This window comes from Herbiconiux sp. 11R-BC, from assembly GCF_049472555.1.
Taxonomy (GTDB): domain Bacteria; phylum Actinomycetota; class Actinomycetes; order Actinomycetales; family Microbacteriaceae; genus Herbiconiux.
This window is the reverse complement of sequence record NZ_JBCEBO010000001.1, coordinates 886,185-905,623: the sequence shown is the minus strand read 5'-3', so window position 1 is coordinate 905,623 and position 19,439 is coordinate 886,185. Positions and strand designations below refer to the sequence as shown.

Annotated in this window: 17 protein-coding genes; 9 read left to right on the top strand and 8 right to left on the bottom strand. The window is 70.3% G+C overall.

Translation table 11 applies throughout. The annotated features are described in order from the left end of the window. Window positions 1–28 precede the first annotated feature (28 nt). From VD659_RS04020 to VD659_RS04005, 4 genes are all read right to left on the bottom strand, one after another. Window positions 29–223, bottom strand: coding sequence for a DUF3073 domain-containing protein (locus VD659_RS04020; protein WP_137836591.1), 195 nt, complete (start codon window positions 221–223; stop codon window positions 29–31). A 156-nt stretch (window positions 224–379) separates the two neighbouring features. Then, on the bottom strand, window positions 380–2,413 hold the full coding sequence (locus VD659_RS04015) for an APC family permease (RefSeq protein ID WP_423259832.1): 2,034 nt from the start codon (window positions 2,411–2,413) through the stop codon (window positions 380–382). Between the two features lie 174 nt (window positions 2,414–2,587). Further along, entirely contained in the window at window positions 2,588–2,713 is a 126-nt protein-coding gene (locus tag VD659_RS04010; protein ID WP_423259831.1) for a hypothetical protein, read from the bottom strand. 104 nt (window positions 2,714–2,817) lie between these two features. Beyond that, window positions 2,818–5,442 carry an ATP-dependent DNA ligase gene (locus VD659_RS04005; protein WP_423259830.1) on the bottom strand — a complete coding sequence of 875 codons (2,625 nt, stop codon included), beginning with the start codon at window positions 5,440–5,442 and terminating at the stop codon, window positions 2,818–2,820. A gap of 66 nt (window positions 5,443–5,508) precedes the next feature. Here VD659_RS04005 and VD659_RS04000 point away from each other — a divergent pair, with 66 nt between their 5' ends. Beyond that, window positions 5,509–6,372, top strand: a complete 864-nt coding sequence (locus tag VD659_RS04000; protein WP_423259829.1) for a Ku protein — start codon at window positions 5,509–5,511, stop codon at window positions 6,370–6,372. Window positions 6,373–6,505: 133 nt separating this feature from the next. Here the strand turns inward: VD659_RS04000 and VD659_RS03995 are convergent, their stop codons facing one another. After that, complete coding sequence (locus tag VD659_RS03995) at window positions 6,506–7,453, bottom strand: multidrug DMT transporter permease (protein WP_423259828.1); 948 nt, start codon at window positions 7,451–7,453, stop codon at window positions 6,506–6,508. A 179-nt stretch (window positions 7,454–7,632) separates the two neighbouring features. On the opposite strand from VD659_RS03995, the gene VD659_RS03990 reads away from it, so the two are divergent. Then, window positions 7,633–9,015 (top strand): glycine--tRNA ligase, encoded by a 1,383-nt coding sequence (locus VD659_RS03990; protein ID WP_423259827.1) that lies wholly within the window; start codon window positions 7,633–7,635, stop codon window positions 9,013–9,015. Window positions 9,016–9,118: 103 nt separating this feature from the next. Here VD659_RS03990 and VD659_RS03985 read toward each other — a convergent pair whose 3' ends face one another. Both VD659_RS03985 and VD659_RS03980 read right to left on the bottom strand, forming a co-directional pair. Then, entirely contained in the window at window positions 9,119–10,102 is a 984-nt protein-coding gene (locus tag VD659_RS03985; RefSeq protein ID WP_423259826.1) for an NAD-dependent epimerase/dehydratase family protein, read from the bottom strand. A 91-nt stretch (window positions 10,103–10,193) separates the two neighbouring features. Continuing rightward, entirely contained in the window at window positions 10,194–11,714 is a 1,521-nt protein-coding gene (locus VD659_RS03980; protein ID WP_423259825.1) for a fibronectin type III domain-containing protein, read from the bottom strand. A 212-nt stretch (window positions 11,715–11,926) separates the two neighbouring features. Between VD659_RS03980 and VD659_RS03975 the strand changes: the two genes are divergently transcribed. From VD659_RS03975 to VD659_RS03955, 5 genes are all read left to right on the top strand, one after another. Next, on the top strand, window positions 11,927–12,742 hold the full coding sequence (locus VD659_RS03975; protein WP_423259824.1) for an ATP-binding cassette domain-containing protein: 816 nt from the start codon (window positions 11,927–11,929) through the stop codon (window positions 12,740–12,742). Window positions 12,743–12,832: 90 nt separating this feature from the next. Next, window positions 12,833–13,921 carry a sugar ABC transporter substrate-binding protein gene (locus VD659_RS03970; protein ID WP_423259823.1) on the top strand — a complete coding sequence of 363 codons (1,089 nt, stop codon included), beginning with the start codon at window positions 12,833–12,835 and terminating at the stop codon, window positions 13,919–13,921. Window positions 13,922–13,999: 78 nt separating this feature from the next. Beyond that, window positions 14,000–15,022 carry an ABC transporter permease gene (locus VD659_RS03965; protein WP_423259822.1) on the top strand — a complete coding sequence of 341 codons (1,023 nt, stop codon included), beginning with the start codon at window positions 14,000–14,002 and terminating at the stop codon, window positions 15,020–15,022. Continuing rightward, window positions 15,019–16,020: an ABC transporter permease gene (locus tag VD659_RS03960; RefSeq protein ID WP_423259821.1), complete on the top strand. Its 1,002-nt coding sequence runs from the start codon at window positions 15,019–15,021 to the stop codon at window positions 16,018–16,020. Before VD659_RS03965 ends, VD659_RS03960 begins: the two co-directional genes overlap by 4 nt. Continuing rightward, window positions 16,017–16,988 (top strand): aldo/keto reductase, encoded by a 972-nt coding sequence (locus tag VD659_RS03955; RefSeq protein WP_423259820.1) that lies wholly within the window; start codon window positions 16,017–16,019, stop codon window positions 16,986–16,988. The genes VD659_RS03960 and VD659_RS03955 overlap by 4 nt, the downstream gene beginning before the upstream one ends. Before the next feature lie 78 nt (window positions 16,989–17,066). On the opposite strand, the gene VD659_RS03950 is transcribed toward VD659_RS03955, so the two are convergent. Continuing rightward, on the bottom strand, window positions 17,067–17,825 hold the full coding sequence (locus tag VD659_RS03950; protein WP_423259819.1) for a ThuA domain-containing protein: 759 nt from the start codon (window positions 17,823–17,825) through the stop codon (window positions 17,067–17,069). A gap of 87 nt (window positions 17,826–17,912) precedes the next feature. Here VD659_RS03950 and VD659_RS03945 point away from each other — a divergent pair, with 87 nt between their 5' ends. Beyond that, window positions 17,913–18,440, top strand: coding sequence for a hypothetical protein (locus VD659_RS03945; RefSeq protein WP_423259818.1), 528 nt, complete (start codon window positions 17,913–17,915; stop codon window positions 18,438–18,440). Then, a complete protein-coding gene (locus tag VD659_RS03940) occupies window positions 18,433–19,434 on the top strand; it encodes a LacI family DNA-binding transcriptional regulator (RefSeq protein WP_137836606.1) in 1,002 nt (333 codons plus the stop codon). The genes VD659_RS03945 and VD659_RS03940 overlap by 8 nt, the downstream gene beginning before the upstream one ends. Window positions 19,435–19,439 lie beyond the last annotated feature (5 nt).

Here is a 19,439-nt window from a genome sequence, read left to right as displayed (position 1 = left end):
GGCCGCCCAAACCCTGAGCGTGCGGAACCTAGGCGCGTTTCTGCTCGTCGGTGGGCTCGAGGGTGTCGTCTTCGTCGTCGTCGTCGATCCACTTCGAGTAGTCGGGCTCACCCGACTGACCCGTGAGTTCGCGCTCGAGCGCCGAATAGTTCGTGTCAGGACTGAAGTACTTCAGCTCGCGCGCGACCTTCGTGTGCTTTGCCTTCTGACGGCCACGCCCCATGCGAGACCCCCTCACGATTCGGGCCGGGGGAACATGCCGCCCGGATGAGACGAATAACTACGAAAACTTGCGTCAGTTTAGCACGCAGGACCCTGGCGCCCCTCAGCGCACGGCCAGCCGAAGCGGCGGCCTCGGGCGGGCGCGCCGCCGTGCGACTCAGCCGCGGGCGCGGTCGCGGGCGGCGACGGCCTCGGCGTGCGGCTTGCGCTTCACCGGCCGCACGGGCTCGCCGCGTCGCTCCTGCCCGGGCAGGGGCCGGGAGCGCTTTCCGTAGAGGATCTCGGAGGAGTCGAGCAGCCACGGCACCAGCGCGATCGTCACGCCGTGCACGAGCATCAGCTTTTTGCGGATGCGCCGTGCCTTGTGGTTGTGCAGGATGGTCTCCCACCAGTGCCCCACGATGTAGATCGGCGTGTAGACCGTCACCACCTCGGAGCCGTGCTCGGCCCGGTGCTTCATGATGTACTTCGCGAGCGGCACGGCCACGTCGCGGTACGGCGACTCGATGATGTTGAGCGGCACCTCGATGTTCATCCGCTGCCAGTCCTCCTCGAGCTTCGCGGTCTGCTCCTCCTCGATCGAGAGGTGCACCGCCTCGATCGAGTCGTGCCGCGCCGCGATGGCGTAGTCGAGGGCCTTCAGCACCGGCTTCTGCATGCGGCCGACCAGCACGATGGCGTGGTCTCCGGAGGCGCCGAAGGTCGTCGTGGGGTCGACCTCCACCTCCTTGTTGACGTCGCGGTAGTAGCGGTTCACGCCCATCATCAAGAAGAACAGCACCGGCATGATGGCGAACACGAGCCAGGCGCCGTGGGTGAACTTGGTGATCGTCACCACGATCAGCACGACCGCCGTGAACACCGCCCCGACGCCGTTGATCGCGAGCGAGCGGATGACGGCGCCGCGCTCGGAGGTGCCCTCCCGCAGCACACCGAGCCAGTGCTTCACCATGCCGGTCTGGCCGAGCGTGAACGACACGAACACGCCGATGATGTAGAGCTGGATCAACTGGGTGAGGTTGGCCTGGTAGACGATCAGGATGGCGGTCGCGGCCAGCGCGAGCACGATCATCCCGTTCGAGAACACCAGCCGGTCGCCGCGGGTGAGCATCGCCTTGGGAGCGTAGGAATCCTTCGCGAGCACCGAGCCGAGCAGCGGGAAGCCGTTGAACGCCGTGTTCGCCGCGAGCAGCAGCACCGCGGCGGTGGCCGCCTGGATCACGAAGAACATGATGCTGTTGTTGCCGAACACGGATGCCGCCACCTGCGCCATCAGGCTGCGCTGCGGGGTCGTGGCGCAGTCGGCGAAACCGATCAGGTGGCAGGCGTCTTCGGCGTAGTGCACCTGCGAGATGAGCGCGAGCGCGGTGAGCCCGGCGAAGAGGCAGATGGCGATGCCGCCCATGAGCACGAGGGTGCGCTGGGCGTTCTGGATCTTCGGCGTGCGGAACGCGGGGACCCCGTTCGAGATGGCCTCGACGCCGGTCAGGGCGGAGCATCCGCTGGAGAAGGCACGCAACAGCAGGAGGATCATCGCCGCCTGCGTGAGCTGCTCGGCCTTCACGCCGAAGTCGGCCGACTCCGAGACCGGAGCGTCGCCGAACAGGGTGCGCACGAGACCGATGACGACCATGAGGGCGACGCTGCCCACGAACACATAGGTGGGGATCGCGAAGGCCTTGCTCGACTCGCGCACCCCGCGCAGGTTGACGGCCATGAGGATGACGACGAAGCCGACCGCGATCTCGACCCGCCACGGGTTCAGCATCGGCAGGGCGGAGATGATGTTGTCGACGCCCGAGGCGACCGACACGGCGACCGTGAGCACGTAGTCGACGAGCAGGGCGGATGCCACCACCAGCCCGGCCTTCTCGCCGAGGTTCTTGTGGGCGACCTCGTAGTCGCCGCCGCCGGAGGGGTAGGCCTTCACGAGCTGCCGGTAGGAGGCCACGACCACCACGAGCAGCAGCACGACGGCCGCCGCGACCCAGGGGGCGAAGGTGAGGAAGGAGAGCCCGCCGATGAGCAGGATCATGAGCAGCTCCTGCGGGGCGTAGGCCACCGAGGAGAGCGGATCGCTCGCGAAAATGGGTAGGGCGAGACGCTTCGGGAGGAGCTGACCCTCGAGCTTGTCACTCGGCAGCGGATCGCCGATCAACCAGCGTTTCGCTGAGCGGGTTTCATTAACCACGAGTGAGAACACTACTCCCGGCGAAGGCACTGTCAAGTTGAACCGTGCGCCGTTTATTCCCGCGGATTGTCGCGGTCACGGAAAACGCCGCACAGCGCGCTGTCGCGGTCTGTGCGGCGTTCTCCCAGCTGTGGTGCAGCCGGCTGGACGGCGGGCCGGAACGACCCGCGTCCGTCACTCGTCTTCGGGGATCTCGCTGTCGGTGTACTCGCCCGATTGGGGCTCGGGAACGTTGACGTCTTCCCCGGCGACGTCGGTGTATTCGCCGTCGCGCTCGCCGCGTTCTTTCTTCTCGGTCATGAGATCCTCCTCGATAGTCCTGGCCGGTGGTCCTGTGGGCGAAGCTACCACTCGCATCCCGCCCGGGCTAGGGCGTGAACGGATGTGCAGGGCGGCGGTGGAGGTCAGCTCTCCCGGCGCACCTCGGCGGCGGGCTTGTCGGGGCGCCAGCCGCGCCAGGAGGGCTGGCGGAGCCGCTCGGCGCCCGGCTGGCCGCTGCCGGTCCATTCGGCGAACTCGACCTCGCCCACCAGGCGCGGGGTGACCCAGACGGCGTCGCGGGCATCCGGGGCCGGAACCTCGTCGAAGGGCGAGGTCTTGCGCTCGAGCCTCGCGAGCCGGGCGGTGATGGCGTCGAGCTCGGCGTCGCTGAACCCCGTGCCGACGCGGCCGACGTAGTGGAGCCGGCCGTCGGCATCCGGAACCCCCATCAGCAACGAGCCCACCTGGCGCTCGCGGCGGGCCTTGCCGGGGCGCCAGCCGCCGATCACCACCTCCTGGGTGAGGTGGTGCTTGATCTTGAGCCAGGCGCGGGAGCGCCGGCCGGGGGAGTAGCTGCTGTCGTGGCGCTTGGCCATCACGCCCTCGAGGCCGAGCCGGCGGCTCGCCTCGATCGCGTGCCACAGGTCGCCGTCGAAGGCCGGCGGAACGTGCACCGGGCCTTCGCTCTCGGCGACGGTCTCGGCGAGCAGGCGGCGACGCTCGTCGTAGCTCTCGCCGAGGAGCGAGCGGCCGTCGAGCTCGAGCAGGTCGAAGACCATGAGCTCCACCGCCGTCTTCGCCCGGGCGGCTTCCACGTCGCGCGAGCGCGTCAGGCCCATGCGCTGCTGCAGGCGGCCGAAGCTCGGGCGGCCGCGGCTGTCGAGCGCCACCACCTCCGCGTCGAGCACGAGCGAGCGCTCGGGGAACGCGGCGGCGAGGGCCTCGACGAGTTCGGGGTAGGTGGCGGTGACGTCGTTGCCGTTGCGCGTGTGCAGCGTGACCGTGCCGCCGGAGATGCGCACCACGGCGCGGATGCCGTCCCACTTCATCTCGAAGGCGAAGTCCTTCTCCTCGTCGCCCGCGAAGTCGATGTCGGTCTCGGCGGCGAGGGTGGCGAGCATCGGCTTGAGGGCCTTGCCGATGCCCGGGCGCCGGGCGAGCGTGCTCGACGACGGAGTTTCTGGCCGATCATCCGGAACGACGGAGTCTGAGTCCGCGGCATCCGCTTTTCTCCGTCGATCTGAGACTGGTCGGGCGCCGGAGGCCGGCTTCTGCTCGGCGGGGAGCATGCGGTGGATGAGCCAGTTCTTCTCCGAACCCGTGTCGCCGCCCTTCCCGGTGTGGATGAGCACCACCCGCCGCGGCTCGCCGAGCCCGCCCGAGGGCTGCCCGTGGAGGGTGACGATGATCTCCTTGCCGTCGCGCCACTTCTCGAGCTCGTACTCCCCGAAGTCCCAGATGAGCACCTTCCCGGCGCCGTATTCCCCGGCGGGAATGTTCCCCTCGAAGGAGCCGTACTCCATCGGGTGGTCCTCGGTCTGAACCGCGAGGTGGTTCACCCCGGGGTCGTCGGGCACGCCCTTCGGCAGCGCCCACGACACGAGAACCCCGTCGTGCTCGAGCCGGAAGTCCCAGTGCAGCCGCCGGGCGTGGTGCTCCTGCACCACCCACGAGCGGCCTCCGGTGTCGCGCGGAGTCGCCGCCGGCACCGGCTCGGGGGTCTTCGCGGCGTCGCGCTTCGAGCGGTAGACCGTCAGGCGGTCGTGGCCGGCGGCGGCGGGCTCGCCCTCGGGGCCGGGATGCGCATCCGGCTGCTCGTCGGGCCCCCGGTCGGAGTGCCACACCCCGCCGGGCGCGTCGATCGACCCGGGCGCCTCGGCGCTCTCGGCGAGCGGGTCGGCGCGGGTCGCCATGCGCGAGAGCACCTCGTCGAACTCGAGCTGCCGCAGCTCCGGAGAGTCCAGCTCCTCCCAGGTGCGCGGCACCGCCGCGGTCGGCCGCAGCCGCCCGCGCAGCGAGTAGGGGCAGATCGTGGTCTTGTTGGCGCTGTTCTGGCTCCAGTCCACGAGCACCTTGCCCTGCCGCTTCGTCTTCTTCATGTCGCTCACGACGAGGGAGGGATGGTCCGCCTCGAGCGCCCGGGCCAGCTCGTGCGCCACCGCCGAGACCTGCTCGGAGCTCTGCTTTCCGTCGAGCGCCGCGTAGAGGTGGATGCCCTTGCTGCCGCTCGTGACCGGCACGGGCTCAAGCCCCATGTCGTTCAGGATGCGCTTGGCCAGCTTCGCGACCTCGACGCACTCGGTGAGGCCGGCGCCCTCGCCCGGGTCGAGGTCGATCACGAAGCGATCCGGATGTTTGGGGCGACCGTGCGCATCCACCCGCCACTGCGGCACGTGGATCTCGAGTGCGGCGATCTGCGCGAACCAGGCGAGAGTGGCGGCGTCGTTGACGAGCGGGTACACGTTCACGTGGTCGGAGTGCTGGATGCTCACCCGGCGCACCCAGTCGGGCGTGCCCTCGTCGAGGTTCTTCTGGAAGAACACGGGCGCGTGCCACTCGGGGGTGCCGACGCCGTGCACCCAGCGCTTGCGGGTGGCCGGGCGGTTGCGGGCGTGCGGGATGAGGAACGGGGCGATCTCGGCGTAGTAGCGGAAGACATCCGCCTTCGTGGTGCCGGTCGAGGGGTAGATGACCTTGTCGAGGTTCGAGATGCGCAGGCGGTGACCGCCGACCGTCACGGTCTGCTCGCCACTGCCTTTCGGGGCCATGGCACAATCCTCCACCCGAAACGCCCGCCTCTACCCGAAATGCCCGGTCGCGCGGTCTAATGGAGCATGAGATCGATCTGGAAGGGCGCCATCACCTTCGGGCTGGTCAACGTGCCCGTGAAGGTGTACAGCGCCACCGAGGACCACGACATCTCGCTGCACCAGGTGCACGACGCGGACGGCGGGCGCATCCGGTACCAGCGGCGGTGCGAGATCGACGGCAAGATCATCGACTACGCGAACATCGCACGGGCCTACGACGACGGGGAGCGCACGGTCATCCTCTCGAAGGACGACCTCGCCTCGCTGCCCGAGGAACGCAGCCGCGAGATCGAGGTGGTGGAGTTCGTGCCGAGCGAGCAGATCGACCCGATCATGCTCGACAAGAGCTACTACCTCGAGCCCGACTCGGCTTCGCCCAAGGCCTACGCGCTGCTGCGCAAGACGCTCGAGACCACCGACCGCACGGCCATCGTGCACTTCGCGCTGCGGCAGAAGACCCGGCTCGGCGCCTTGAGGGTGCGGGGCGACGTGCTCGTGCTGCAGTCGCTGCTCTGGGACGACGAGGTGCGCGAGGCCGCCTTCCCCGCGCTCGACGAGCCCACCCGGGTGTCGTCGCAGGAGCTCGACATGGCGATGTCGCTCGTCGACCAGTTCGCCTCCGACTTCGCGCCCGAGAAGTTCACCGACGACTACCAGGAGCAGCTGCGCACCCTCATCGAGGCGAAGCTCGCCCAGGGCGACGCGATGGACACCGACGAGACCTTCGGGCGCACCCCCGGCGAGAGCGAGGGCGGCGGTGAGGTGCTCGACCTGATGGAGGCGCTGCGGCGCTCGGTCGACAAGAGCCGGGGCGCATCCGGTGGCGACGCGGATGCCGGTGCGGCCCCAAAGAAGAAGGCTCACTCCGCGAAATCCAAGACCGGCTGAGGTCGCCGACGTAACAGGCCCTTATCGTCGACCCAAGGCGTCGCCGTCGCCGCGGACGCGACGGCGACGGCGCGTGTCGCCTGCGCCGGGTGGGGACCGGCGCAGACCGTAGGGTCCGCGCGCAGCACGGGCCCTACGGCAGGGACACAGCTTTCTCGCGCGCATCCTTCTCCTGGGCCGCGCTGAGGAGGAAGACGCCGCTCACGGCGACGGCACCGGCCACGACGAAGGCGAGCACCGCCCAGAGGGGCGCTCCGGCGGCCTCGCCGAGGATGGTGATGCCGAGCACCACGGCCACCACGGGGTCGATGACCGTGAGGCCCGCCACCACGACCTCCGGACGCGCCACGGTGTGGGCCACCTGCACGAAGTAGATGGAGAGCCCGCCGGCCACGGCGATGCCGAGCACGCAGAACAGCGTGAGCACGGTTGCCGCGTCGAACATGAACTCGGTGCTCAGAACCGTCTGCACGCGCCCGATCACCGTCTTGCCGAGCGTCGCCACGAAGCCGGTGAGGAGCCCGCCCGCGAGCACGTAGACCATCGGCGGGATGGGCCACTGCCGCAGCCGGGAGAACAGGAACACGCCCCCCAGGGCCACGAGCACCACGGCGAGCACGATGAGGATCGCGATGAGCTGCGTCTCCTCGATGGCGTGCTGCTGGGCGACCAGCGCGGCCACCGTGACGAACACGCCGACGCCGGCGATACAGATGAGGATCGACCGCGTCACCCGCCGCGAGGGCGCCTTGCGGGTGGTGACGACCGTGAGCAGTGCCGCGAAGACGAGGGCCGTGACGCCCACCGGCTGCACCACGATGAGCGGCGCGAGCGTGAGGCTCGCCAGCTGCACGATGATCGAGAGTCCGAACGCGACGCTGCCGAGGAGCCAGGTTCCGTTCCGCAGCAGCCGGGTGAACTGCTTGGCCCCGAGGGCGGAGTCCGCGGTGGAGCGGGCGGCCACGGCGGCGACGCCCCGCGACTGCAGTTCGTTGCCCACGGCGAGCAGCGCGGCGGCCACGATCGCCAGCCCGATGCCGGCGAGCGGCAGCGAGGTGAGGGTGACCGTGGCGGGTGTCATCCCGTGAACCGCCTGTTCCCGCGCATCCGCATGTGTCGACGTTACCCGATGCGCGGCGGTTCGGCCCGCCCCGGCCGACCGCGCCCCGGCGCTCCGTGGGCGCCATCGCGCTCACAGTAGAATTGTCGCTGATCCATGCGCGAGCAGCCTGCCGCGCGGAGAATACCGGAGCCTCTCACATGCCTGCATCCCGTCTTGATTCCGTCATCGCCCTGGCCAAGCGCCGCGGCTTCGTCTTCCCGACGGGAGAGATCTACGGCGGCACCAGGTCGGCCTGGGACTACGGTCCCCTCGGCGTGGAGCTCAAGGAGAACATCAAGCGCCAGTGGTGGAAGTTCATGGTGCAGGGCCGCGACAACGTCGTGGGCCTCGACTCCGCCGTCATCCTGCCCCGCCAGGTGTGGGAGGCCTCCGGCCACGTCGAGGTCTTCACCGACCCGCTGGTCGAGTCGCTGCACACCCACAAGCGCTACCGCGCCGACCACCTGCTCGAGCAGTACGAGGAGAAGCACGGCCACCCGCCCGTGAACGGGCTCGCCGACATCCGCGACCCCGACACCGGCCAGCCCGGTTCATGGACCGAGCCGAAGAACTTCTCCGGCCTCATGAAGACCTACCTCGGCGCCGTCGACGACGAGTCGGGCATGGCGTACCTGCGCCCCGAGACCGCCCAGGGCATCTTCGTCGATTTCAACGCGGTGCTGAACTCCAGCCGGCAGAAGCCGCCGTTCGGCATCGGCCAGATCGGCAAGAGCTTCCGCAACGAGATCACGCCCGGAAACTTCATCTTCCGCACCCGCGAGTTCGAGCAGATGGAGATGGAGTTCTTCGTCAAGCCCGGCGAAGACGAAGAGTGGCACCAGTACTGGATCGACCAGCGCTTCCAGTGGTACGTCGACCTCGGCATCGACCCCGAGAACCTGCGCCTGTTCGAGCACCCGCAGGAGAAGCTGTCGCACTACTCCAAGCGCACCGTCGACATCGAGTACAAGTTCGGGTTCACCGGATCGGCCTTCGGCGAGCTCGAGGGTGTGGCGAACCGCACCGACTACGACCTCTCGACGCACTCGAAGGCATCCGGAACCGACCTGTCGTACTTCGACCAGACCACCGGAGAGCGCTGGACGCCGTACGTCATCGAGCCGGCCGCGGGCCTCACACGCTCGCTGATGGCCTTCCTGGTCGACGCGTTCCACGAGGACGAGGCGCCCAACACCAAGGGCGGCGTCGACAAGCGCACCGTGCTGAAGCTCGACCCCCGGCTGGCGCCGGTGAAGGCCGCCGTGCTGCCGCTCTCGCGCAACGAGGCCCTCTCGCCGCTGGCCCGCACGCTGGCCGCCGACCTGCGCAAGAACTGGAACGTCGACTTCGACGACGCCGGCGCCATCGGCCGCCGCTACCGCCGTCAGGACGAGGTGGGAACGCCGTTCTGCATCACCGTCGACTTCGACTCGCTCGAGGACAACGCGGTGACCGTGCGCGAGCGCGACTCGATGGCTCAGGAGCGCGTCTCGCTCGACCGCGTGACGGGCTACCTCGCCGAGCGCCTCGTCGGCGCCTGAGGGCAGATCGACCAGTCGCGAATGGCCGCTATCCCGCTTGGGTAGCGGCCATTCGCGACTGGTCGATGCCATATGCCCCGTGGGGCATGCACGGGCTGGGAGTTCAGGATGCCGACGCGACGAGGCGGTCGAAGAGCGCCTCGAAGGCGGGGTCGGTGACCTGCAGCTCGGGGTGCGCGTCGTGGTGGTCGAGCATCTCCCGGGCCGCCGTGTGGAACGGGATGACGGGCGCGAAGTCGGGCACGAGCGCGCGGATCTTCGTGTTGTCGAAGATCACCGAGTGCGCGCGGTCGCCGAGGTGCTCGCCTGCCGTGTGCGGTGCGGCGGCCTCGATCGCGGCGCTCGTGACGTAGCGGATGCGCGGGGTCGCGCCCGCCGCCGCCCCCATGATCGCGAAGATCTCGTTCCAGGTGTAGACGAAGTCGGAGGTGATCTGGAACGCGTCGCCCAGCGCGAGCGGGTTTCCGAGCAGCCCGACGAAGCCCCGCGCGAAGTCGTCGGCGTGCGTCAGCGTCCAGAGCGAGGTGCCGTCGCCGTGCACCACCACCTCGGCCCCGCGGCGCATGCGGTCGACCACGGTCCAGCCGCCGAAGAAGGGCAGCGACCACTTGTCGTAGGTGTGTGAGGGCCGGATGATCGTGGCCGGGAACGCGCGGGAGCGGTAGGCCTCCACCAGCAGGTCTTCGCAGGCGATCTTGTCGCGCGAGTACTGCCAGAACGGGTTGCGCAACGGCGTCGACTCCGTGATCGGCAGGCGGGAGACCGGCTTCTGGTAGGCCGACGCCGAGCTGATGAACACGTACTGCCCGGTGCGCCCCTCGAAGCGGTCGATGTCGCGCTGCACCTGCTCGGGAGTGAAGGCCACCATATCGGCGACGACGTCGAACTCGCGCGAGCCGAGCACCGCATGCACGGCCTCCGCGTCGGCGATGTCGGCGGTGAGCACCTCGGCTCCGGGGTGCGGCGCGCGCCTGGAGGAGCCGCGGTTGAGGAGCGTCACCTCCACGCCGCGCTCGATCGCCAGCGCGCTCGCCGCCGCCGAGATGATGCCGGTACCGCCGATGAACAACACCCTTGTCGAAGTCATGGAGAGCACCCTAGCGCGCTCCGCGCGATGACGGCGCCGGGGGCGGGCGACATCCGCACCACCCCCGGCGCCGTCGGGCCGGCGGCTCGGCTCAGCTCAGGGCGGTCAGCGTGAGCGTCGCCTGGTAGGTGCCGTCGCTCACCTCGACCGGGAGCTTGAGCTCGAGCGCGGCGCCGAGCTTGGCCGAACCGGCAGCGTGGCCGGCGGCGGCGGAGCCGAGCGTGGCGGCGGCGGTGAGACCGGTACCGCTGTCGAAGCCCGAGGCGACCGGGGCGCCGGCGACGGCGTCGCCGCCGGCCTCCACCACCGCGGGGGTCCAGCCGAGGTACTTGCCCGAGAAGGACGTCGACGCCGAGGTGAAGTCGCCGACCTGGGCGCTGATCGACCACACCGGCGCGGCGCGGCGCGTGTCGGTGACGCGGACCGGGTTCATCGAGCCCGTCGCGGCGAAGTGGTCGCCGGTCTGCACGGCGGTGCCGAAGTCGACGAGCCCGTTGGTTCCGTCGATGCTCCAGACGAACTCGCCCGGTGCCGCCTGCGGAACGGTGACCTGCACCTGCTCGGTGTGCCCGTCGGCCGCCGGGGTGGTGAAGGTGCCCACCGCCGACCAGTTGCCGTCGACGCCCACCCGATAGGAGTAGGCGGTCTCCGGCGCGAGGCCGGTGAGGGTCGCGGTGCGGGTGAAGACGCCGCCCGTGGTCGAGCCGGTGGCGGCGATCAGGCCGGCGGTCGCCGGGAAGGTGTCTCCCGTGACCTCGGCCGAGGGGGCGAACTGCACCGACTGGGCGCGGTCGGCCGAGGTGGTCCAGCTGACGACCTGCTCGCTGCGGTCGGCGCCGGCCACGGCGGTGATGCCGGAGTAGTTCGCGGGCACCGCGATGACGGGCGTGAGCGACTTCAGCACCAGGTAGGCGTCGCTGCTGCTCGAGCGGTCCTGGTAGAGGGCGACGGCGAGGGTGTTGCTGCCGGCGTGAAGGGCGGAGGCGGGGATGGAGAACGTGGAGCTCACCGGGTCGCCGCCGCTGTTGCCCGCGTAGGTCAGGTTCTTCTGCGCATCCGGGACCGCTTCGACGCGGGAGTCGACGAAGCCCGCGACCTTGGTGCCGTTCACGAAGATCTGCACGGCGTCGTCGTAGGTGATGCTGCCGGTGAGGCTCTCGACCTGGCTGAGCTGGCCGGCCGTGATGTCGATCCCCGTGCGGAAGTGGAAGGTGGGGATGTCGACCTTGGTGGCGGCGGTCGGGTCGATGTACTGGGTGAGCACCGTCGTGACCGGGAACGCCGAGCCGAGGTTGGGTGTGGCGGAGCCGTTCTTCGCGCCGAACGGGCCGACGCCGGTCTTCCAGGCGGCGTCGGAGAAGGCGCCGGTGGTCCAGACCAGGCGGTCGGCGTTGCCGGCGGCCGGGTCGGTGTTGTTGTCGGAGTACTTCCAGCTGGTGCCGGAGCCGGCGAAGCTGCTCGGCAGCGTCTCCGCGGCGGAGGCGGAGCTCGCGGTGAGCGCGCCGGCGCCGATCGTGCCGGCGGCGACGGCGAGCACGGTGAGCGCCGCGGCGACGCGCGCGGAGCGGCGCCGGGCGGTCGCCACGGGGGTGAGTGATCTGGTTCTGGACATGGGGCGGCAGGCCTTTCGGGTCTGAAACGGGCGAGGGTTCGCCCCTCCACCCTCGGCGCGGGCCGTGAACGGATGTTGAATTGCGCGCGCTGGAGATGTTGCCGGGAAGCCTCGGAGAAGTTCGGCTTGACATCGTCGGAAATCGGAGGTTATGGTGTTGAAACGTTTTACATAGAACGTTTTAGATGACCACCAACAACGAGGTTGACCCGATGTCAGACACCCCTTCCTCCGCGAGCGAGTTCGCGTTGAGCGCCAGCCACATCACCCGCCGCTACGGCGCCGTCGTCGCCCTCGCCGACGCGTCCATGCAGCTGCGCCGCGGTGAGGTCATGGGCCTCGTGGGCGACAACGGAGCCGGCAAGTCCACGTTCCTCAAGGTGCTCTCGGGGGCGGTCGTGCCCGACGGCGGCGACATCGTCGTCGGCGGGAACCCGGTGAACTTCCGCCGCCCCTCGGATGCTCTCGAGGCCGGCATCGAGACGGTCTACCAGGACCTCGCGCTCGTCGACACCATGTCGGCCGTGCAGAACGTCTACCTCGGCCGCGAAGAGCTCTCGAAGAACCCCTTCCTGCGCCTGCTCAACGTCGTGAACGACGGCGGGATGCGCAAGCGCTCGCGCGAGGTGCTCAGCGAGCTCGGCGTCGGCATCCAGTCGGTCAACGTCTCCGTGAAGGGCATGTCGGGTGGCCAGCGCCAGTGCCTCGCCATCGCCCGCGCCCTGCTCTGGGGCCGCCAGATCGTCATCCTCGATGAGCCCACCGCGGCGCTCGGCGTGCGCGAGTCGGCCCAGGTGCTCGAACTCATCGGCCGCCTGCGCGACCACGGCGTGAGCGTCATCCTGGTCAGCCACAACATGCAGCAGCTCGTGCAGGTCGCCGACCGCGTCACGGTCATGCGGCTCGGCCGCACCATCGCCACCCGCGATGTGGCCGACATCACCCCCGAAGGCATCGTCGGTCTCATCACCGGCGCCATTCCTGCGGACGTCTCGACGCCCGAGGACAGCGCGACCGTCGTCCACTGAGTCTCCCGGCTCACCGACGACCCGCGCACCCACACCACCACCACCATCACCCAGCAATCCCCACCCATTCTCACTGAGGAGAACACTGCAATGACGCACTTCACCCGCGGGCGCCTCGCCCGCCTCGGCCTGGTGGCGGTCGCCGCCGCCAGCCTGATGCTGGCCGGCTGTTCGACGGTCGGCAGCACCTCGGGCGCGAGCACCGACAGCGCGACCGACGGCACCTTCACCGTCGGCTTCGCCGTGGGCGGTCAGCCCGACGCCGACTGGCAGGACCTCCAGGGCCAGGTCGCCCAGGGTCTCGCCGAGCAGCGCGGCTGGAACTTCGTGGAGCTGTCGAACGACAACAGCGAGGCCACGGCCACCAAGAACGCCGACATCTTCATCCAGAAGGGTGTCGACATGGTCATGATGTTCAACGGCCAGCCCTCCGCCAACCCGGTGATCGCCAAGAAGTACGCCGACGCGGGCATCCCCGTCGTCACCTTCGACATCGCGCAGCCCGGCTGGTACTTCGTGGGCGTCGACAACGCCGCCGCCGGCACCGACGGCGGAACCGCGCTCGGCAACCTCGCCAAGTCGAAGTGGAACTGCCAGGTCGACCTCGTGATCTCCGCCGAGGGCACCGCCGCCGGGCAGATCAACACCTGGCGCACCGGCAACGCCCGCGACGCCGTGAAGAAGGTCTGCCCCGACATCCCCGAGGCCAACTACGTCTCCTACGAGGCCGACGGCAACCTCACCACCTCGCTCGCGAACGCCCCCGGCGTCTTCGCCGCCCACCCGGATGCGAAGAACATCCTGGTCGTGGGCCTCAACGACCAGGCCGTGGTCGGCGCCCTCCAGGCCGCCACGCAGCTCGGCCGTGACGGCTCGATCATGGGCTGGGGCCAGGACGGCGGCCTGATCACGGGCCCGAACGTCGACCCGAACCTCGCCGGCAGCGTCATGTACTTCCTCGAGGGCTACCCTGCCGAGGCGTTCAAGATCGCCGACGAGATCGCCGCCGGCAAGGCCCCGGCCGTGAAGGACACCGGAACCGACCCGGCCGCCAGCGTGAAGCCGTGCCCCGTCACCGCAGCGCAGGCCGCGGCCATCCCGAACATCAACGACCGCGTGTCGCAGCTCGCCGCCGCCCCCAAGGGCACCACGGAGTACGACCTGTTCTGCAAGGCCTGATCGTTCGAGAACTGATCACCCCCTCCTGATCACCTGTTGAATCCCGCGCCCGGATCAGCCCGAAACGGTACTGGAAACATGACCACATCACTCATCACCCCGGCCGATCCGGCCGCGCCCCAGAGCCCGGGCGGCGCCAAGCTGCGCCGCCCGGACTCGCGGGGGCTCCCCGTCAGCGCCCGCGACGCCCTCAGCATCACCGGCGTCTGGGCCCTGCTCATCATCGCCACCACCATCGTGCGGCCCGACTTCCTCTCCACCCAGTCGCTGCTCGCCGTGACCTTCACGATGTCGATCTCGGGCATCCTCGCGGTGTCGCAGGCGATCATCGTGATCTCCGGTGGCCTGCTCGACCTGAGCCTGCCGGTGTCGCTCATCCTGAGCGCCTGGGCGACGGTGACCGCCCTCAACAACGGGCTGCCCACCGCCGTCGCCATCCCGATCGGCATCGTCACCGGCATGGCCTGGGGCGGCTTGAACGGCCTCATCGTGGTGTTCGGCAAGCTCAACCCGATCATCGTCACCCTCGCCACCGGCTTCGGTGGTCTCGCGGTGATGCTCATCTTCTTCAAGTCGGCCCAGATCCCGGCCGCGAGTGACCTGCGCCTCTACGGGCTCGGCCGCTTCCTCGGCCTGCCGAACATCTTCTGGCCGATGCTCATCGTCATCGTGCTCGGCGGCCTCGCCTTCGCCTACACCCGCTGGGGCCGCCGTCTCATCGCCGTCGGCGGCAACCCCTCCGCCGCCAAGGCGCGCGGCATCGACCTGCGCCGGATGCGCTTCGCCAGCTTCATCGGAGCCGGCGCGGTCGCGGGCCTCGCCGGGGTGATGTTCTCGGCGGTGACGCCGAGCTTCACGCCGGCCGCCGGCGCGAGCTTCCAGCTCATCGTGATCGGCGCCGTCATCCTCGCCGGCATCAGCCTCTCCGGAGGCAAGGGCAACCTGCTCGTGCTGGTGCTCTCGGTGGGCTTCCTCGCCACCATCCCCACCTCCATCGCCTTCTTCGGCCTCGCTCCCGCCTGGGCGCTCGTGTTCCAGGGCGCCCTGCTGATCATCGCCGTCGGCATCGACGGCTACCGACTGAAAAGGACGGCGCGATGACCGCCACCGCACCCACTCTGTTCGACGACCCGGTCGTCCCGCCGCTCCGGCGCATCCTGAACTCGTTCCGCGGCCCTGTGGGCAGCATCAGCGCCACCCTCGTGGTGACACTGCTGGTCGGCCTGATCTGGGTGGGGCCCTCGTTCTTCTCGCCCTCGAACATCCAGATCGTGGGCGTGAGCGTCGCCATCCCGCTGATCGTGGGCGTGATGGCCTCGTTCGCCCTGCTCGCCGGCGTGGTCGACCTCTCCATCGGCTCGATGGTGGGCTTCGGCGCGGTGGTGTTCAACCAGCTCGTGGCCACCGGCATGAACGCCTGGCTGGTGGCGCTCATCACCGTGGGTGTCGGCGTGGTCGTGGGCCTCACCAACGCCTTCGTGATCGTGCGCTTCGGCGCCGAGCCGCTCGCCGTGACCCTGGGCATGCTCACCCTGCTGCGCGGTCTCTCGCAGGTCGTCGTGGTGAGCGCCCCGCCGTCGACGCTGATCGAACCGCTCTACAACGTGACGCAGGGTGCCATCGCCGGGTTCCCGACCCTGCTGCTGATCGGCATCGGCGTGACCCTCGTCGCCGCCGGAATCGTGTCGAAGACGCGCATCGGCCGCAAGGTGCAGGCCGTGGGCGGCGACGACCGCGCGGCGGCCCGCGCCGGCATCTCGGTGTCGAAGGTGCGCGTCATCGCCCTCGTGGCGAGCTCGGTGGGCGCGGCCGTCGGCGGCATCCTCTACGTGGGCCAGCTCGGCTCCGCGTCGAACGTGCTCGGCACGGGGCTCGAGTTCCAGATCTACGCCGCACTCATGATCGGCGGCTACTCGATCACCCGCGGCGGCGTCGGCAACCCCATCGGCGGCCTGCTCGGCCTGCTCGTGGTGGCCGGAATCACGAACATCCTGAACGTCACCTTCACCGACCCGAACTACCTCGACCTCATCACGGCGATCATCCTGGTCGCGGCGGTGCTCGTCGACCGCTTCCGCGGCGGAGACGCGTTCGAATGACCCTCAGCAGCGTTCTGCCGGTGCGCGCGTTCGGCCGCACCGGCATCCCGGTCTCGGCGATCTGCGTCGGCACCGCGGCCTGGGGCACCTCCTCCCCGGTGCACGGCGTGACGGTGCCCGAGGCGGATGCCGTGGCCACCGCCCGGCACGCCTTCGCCGGCCCCGTGAGCATCCTCGACACCGCGAACAACTACGGCGACGGCGAGAGCGAGCGCCGCATCGGCCTCGCGGTGCGGCAGGCCGAGGCCGACGGCGAAGGGCCGCCCCGGGACTTCACCATCCAGACCAAGCTCGACCGCGACCCCGTGACGGGCTCCTTCGACCGCGACCGGATGCGCGCCTCGCTCGCCGAGAGCCTCGACCGGCTGGGCCTGGACTCGCTCCCTCTTCTCTACCTGCACGACCCTGAGCACATCGGCTTCGACGCCGCGATGGCGCCGGGCGGCCCGGTGGAGTCGCTGCGGATGCTGCGCGACGAGGGCTTCGCCCGGTTCATCGGCATCTCGGGCGGCCCCGCGAGCATGCTCGAGCAGTTCGTCGACACCGGGCTCTTCGACGCGCTCATCACGCACAACCGCTACACGCTCGTCGACCGCACCGCCGACCGGCTGCTCACCCGCGCGAGCGAGGCCGGGCTGGGCGTGCTCAACGCCGCCGTCTACGGCGGCGGGATGCTCGCGGCCTGGCCGCGCACCACCGACCGCTACCACTACGCGGCGGCTCCCGAGCAGCTGCTCGCCGCGGTCGACGCCATGGGCGCCGCCTGCGAGCGCCACGGCGTGCCGCTCATCGCGGCCGCGACGCAGTTCTCCACGCGCGACCCGCGCATCCACTCGACCGTCTGCGGGGTGGTCTCGCCCGCGCAGCTCGACGAGGCGGTGGCGAACGCCTCGCTCGCCATCCCCGAGGAGCTCTGGGACGAGCTCGAGAACCTGGTGCCGAGCGAGGGAACGTGGATCCGTGACTGAGGCCGCGTCTCCGCCCCGGCTCCGGCAGCCCGCCTCGCGTGCGGGCACGGGGCACTTGCCCGGCCCGGCCGGCCGCGTTCAGGCGGCCGTGGCGGCGCCTCCGGCCCCGAGGGCCCTGCCCGCCCGCCCGTCGTCCGCGCCGGCCGCCCACGACACCAGGCCGAGCAGCAGCCCGCATCGCGCGGCCGAGTCGTACGACTCGACGCCGTGGCCGAGGGCGTCGTACGCGACGCGCGCGCCGCTGGCCGTGCTGCGCCGCCAGACCAGCGGATGCGCGAGGCCGTCCTCGGTGTGGAAGGCCAGCACCTCGGTGGCGGGGTCGCGCTCGAGCGCGGTGTACCGCTCGTCGTACACGACGAAGTCGGTGAGGCCCGCGGCGGCCTCGCCGTCGGCGGCCTGCACGAGCGCGTGGCCGATCTGCGGGTGCATGGTGACCCCCGGCACCCAGCGGCCGCCGGCGAGCTCCGCCCAGCGCGGGTCGTCGCCGAAGGCCAGCGCCGAGGAGTGCAGCGCCACGACGCCTCCGCCGCGCCCGGTATGGGCGAGCAGCGCGTCGACGATGGCGGAGGAGTCCACCGGTTCGGTCGCGAGGTCTCCGCTGACGTTCACGATCACGAGTCCCGCGCCGTCGAGCGCCGCGGCCACGTCGTCGTCGGTCGTCACCGCGGTCACGCGTACCGTCGTGAGCTCGGCACCGTCGGTGTCGGTGTCGGTGTCGGTGTCGGCGTCGGCCCAGGCCTCGCCGAGCACTTCCGCCACCCGTTCGCTCGTCGCGTCGAGCGCGTGCCAGGGGTCGGTGTGCGCACCGGTTCCGGTGAGGATGACGATCTCGGTCATGCGGGCGGACTCCTTCGTTCGCGAGTCAGCATGCCGTGCCGCAGCGTTCGGCGCAAACCCGGCCGCGCCGAGCTCCGGAGGCCGGTCGTGAGAGCCACTTGGGAGGGACTGACCCTCGAAGCCATCGACCACGAACTCGTCTGGGCGGGCGCCGGGAACGCCGCCGCCGCGCGCGAGCCCCTCGGCTCCTTCTCCGACGCGCACCTCGTGCAGGAGCCGGTGCGTCGGCTCGTCTCGGGCTACCTGATGGTGGCGGCCGCCCCAGGGGCCGAGGGTTTCACGATCAGCAGCCACGGGCATCCGGTGGGCGTCATCTCGACGGATGTCGACTCCGCGAGCGGTACCGTGATCACGGTGGGACTGGCCGGAGACATCGAGCTCGAGGAGGGCGTGGTGCGATCGAGTGCGGGAATCGCCCTGGTGGCCGACGCGGGCACCCAGCTGCGGGCGGTGGCTGCCGCCGACCCGGCCGGGCGACCCGGCGCGGTCGTCGCGCGCGGAGCATCCGGAACCGGCTGCGGCCTCACCCTCGTGCACGGCCCGGCCGCCGTCAAGGTCGAGAACCGGATGCGGCTCCTCGCGAGCCTCGAACGCGTGGGAGGCCGGCATGGTTGACGTGGGCATCCGCGAGGTGGCGGCGCTCGCCGGCGTCTCGGTGAGCACCGTCTCGAACGCGCTCAACCGGCCCGAGCTCGTGTCGCGCAAGGCCGCGGCGCGCGTGACCGAGGCCATCGAGACCCTCGGCTACGTGCCGAACGTGGCCGCCCGGCAGCTGCGCGCCGGCCGGAGCAACGCCATCGGCATGGCCGTGCTCAACATCACCAACCCCTTCTTCTCCGACGTCGTGCTCGGCGCCGAGGAGGTGGCCGAGCTCGCCGGCTACTCGGTGATCGTGGGCAACAGCTACGACTCGGCGGAGCGCGAGGCCCGCTACCTCGATCTGTTCGAGCGGCAGCGGCTCGACGGCATCCTGATCGCGCCCGTCGGGGAGTCGCTCGAGATGCTCGACCGCTTCCGGCGGCGCGACGTGCCGGTGGTGCTCGTCGACCGGGTCGACCACGACGGCGTCTTCCCGTCGATCTCGCTCGACGACGTGCTCGGAGGGGTGCTCGCCACCACGCACCTGCTCGAGGGCGGCGCCCGGCACATCGCCTTCATCGGTGGGCCGATGCGCGTGTCGCAGATGAAGGAGCGTCTCGAGGGCGCCCGCCGCACGGTGGAGGCGGCCGGGGCCCGGTTCACCTTCATCGAGACCGAGACGCTCAACCCGCAGCTCGGCCGCGAGCTCGGCGACCGCATCGCGGCGCTGCCCCTCGAGGACCGGCCCGACGGCATCTTCGCCGGTAACGACCACCTGGCCCTCGGGATCCTGCAGCGGCTGATCGGGCACGGCATCTCGGTGCCCGGGGAGGTGTCGATCATCGGCTACGACGACATCGACTTCGCCGGAGCCGCGGTCGTTCCGCTGACCTCGGTGCGGCAGCCGAGCCACGACATCGGCGGCCACGCGGCGAAGCTGCTGCTGCAGCAGCTGGCGCCCGTGGAGGGCTTCAGCCTGCGCACGCGCTTCGAGCCCGTGCTCGTGCCGAGGCAGTCGACGCGGCACTGAAGGGT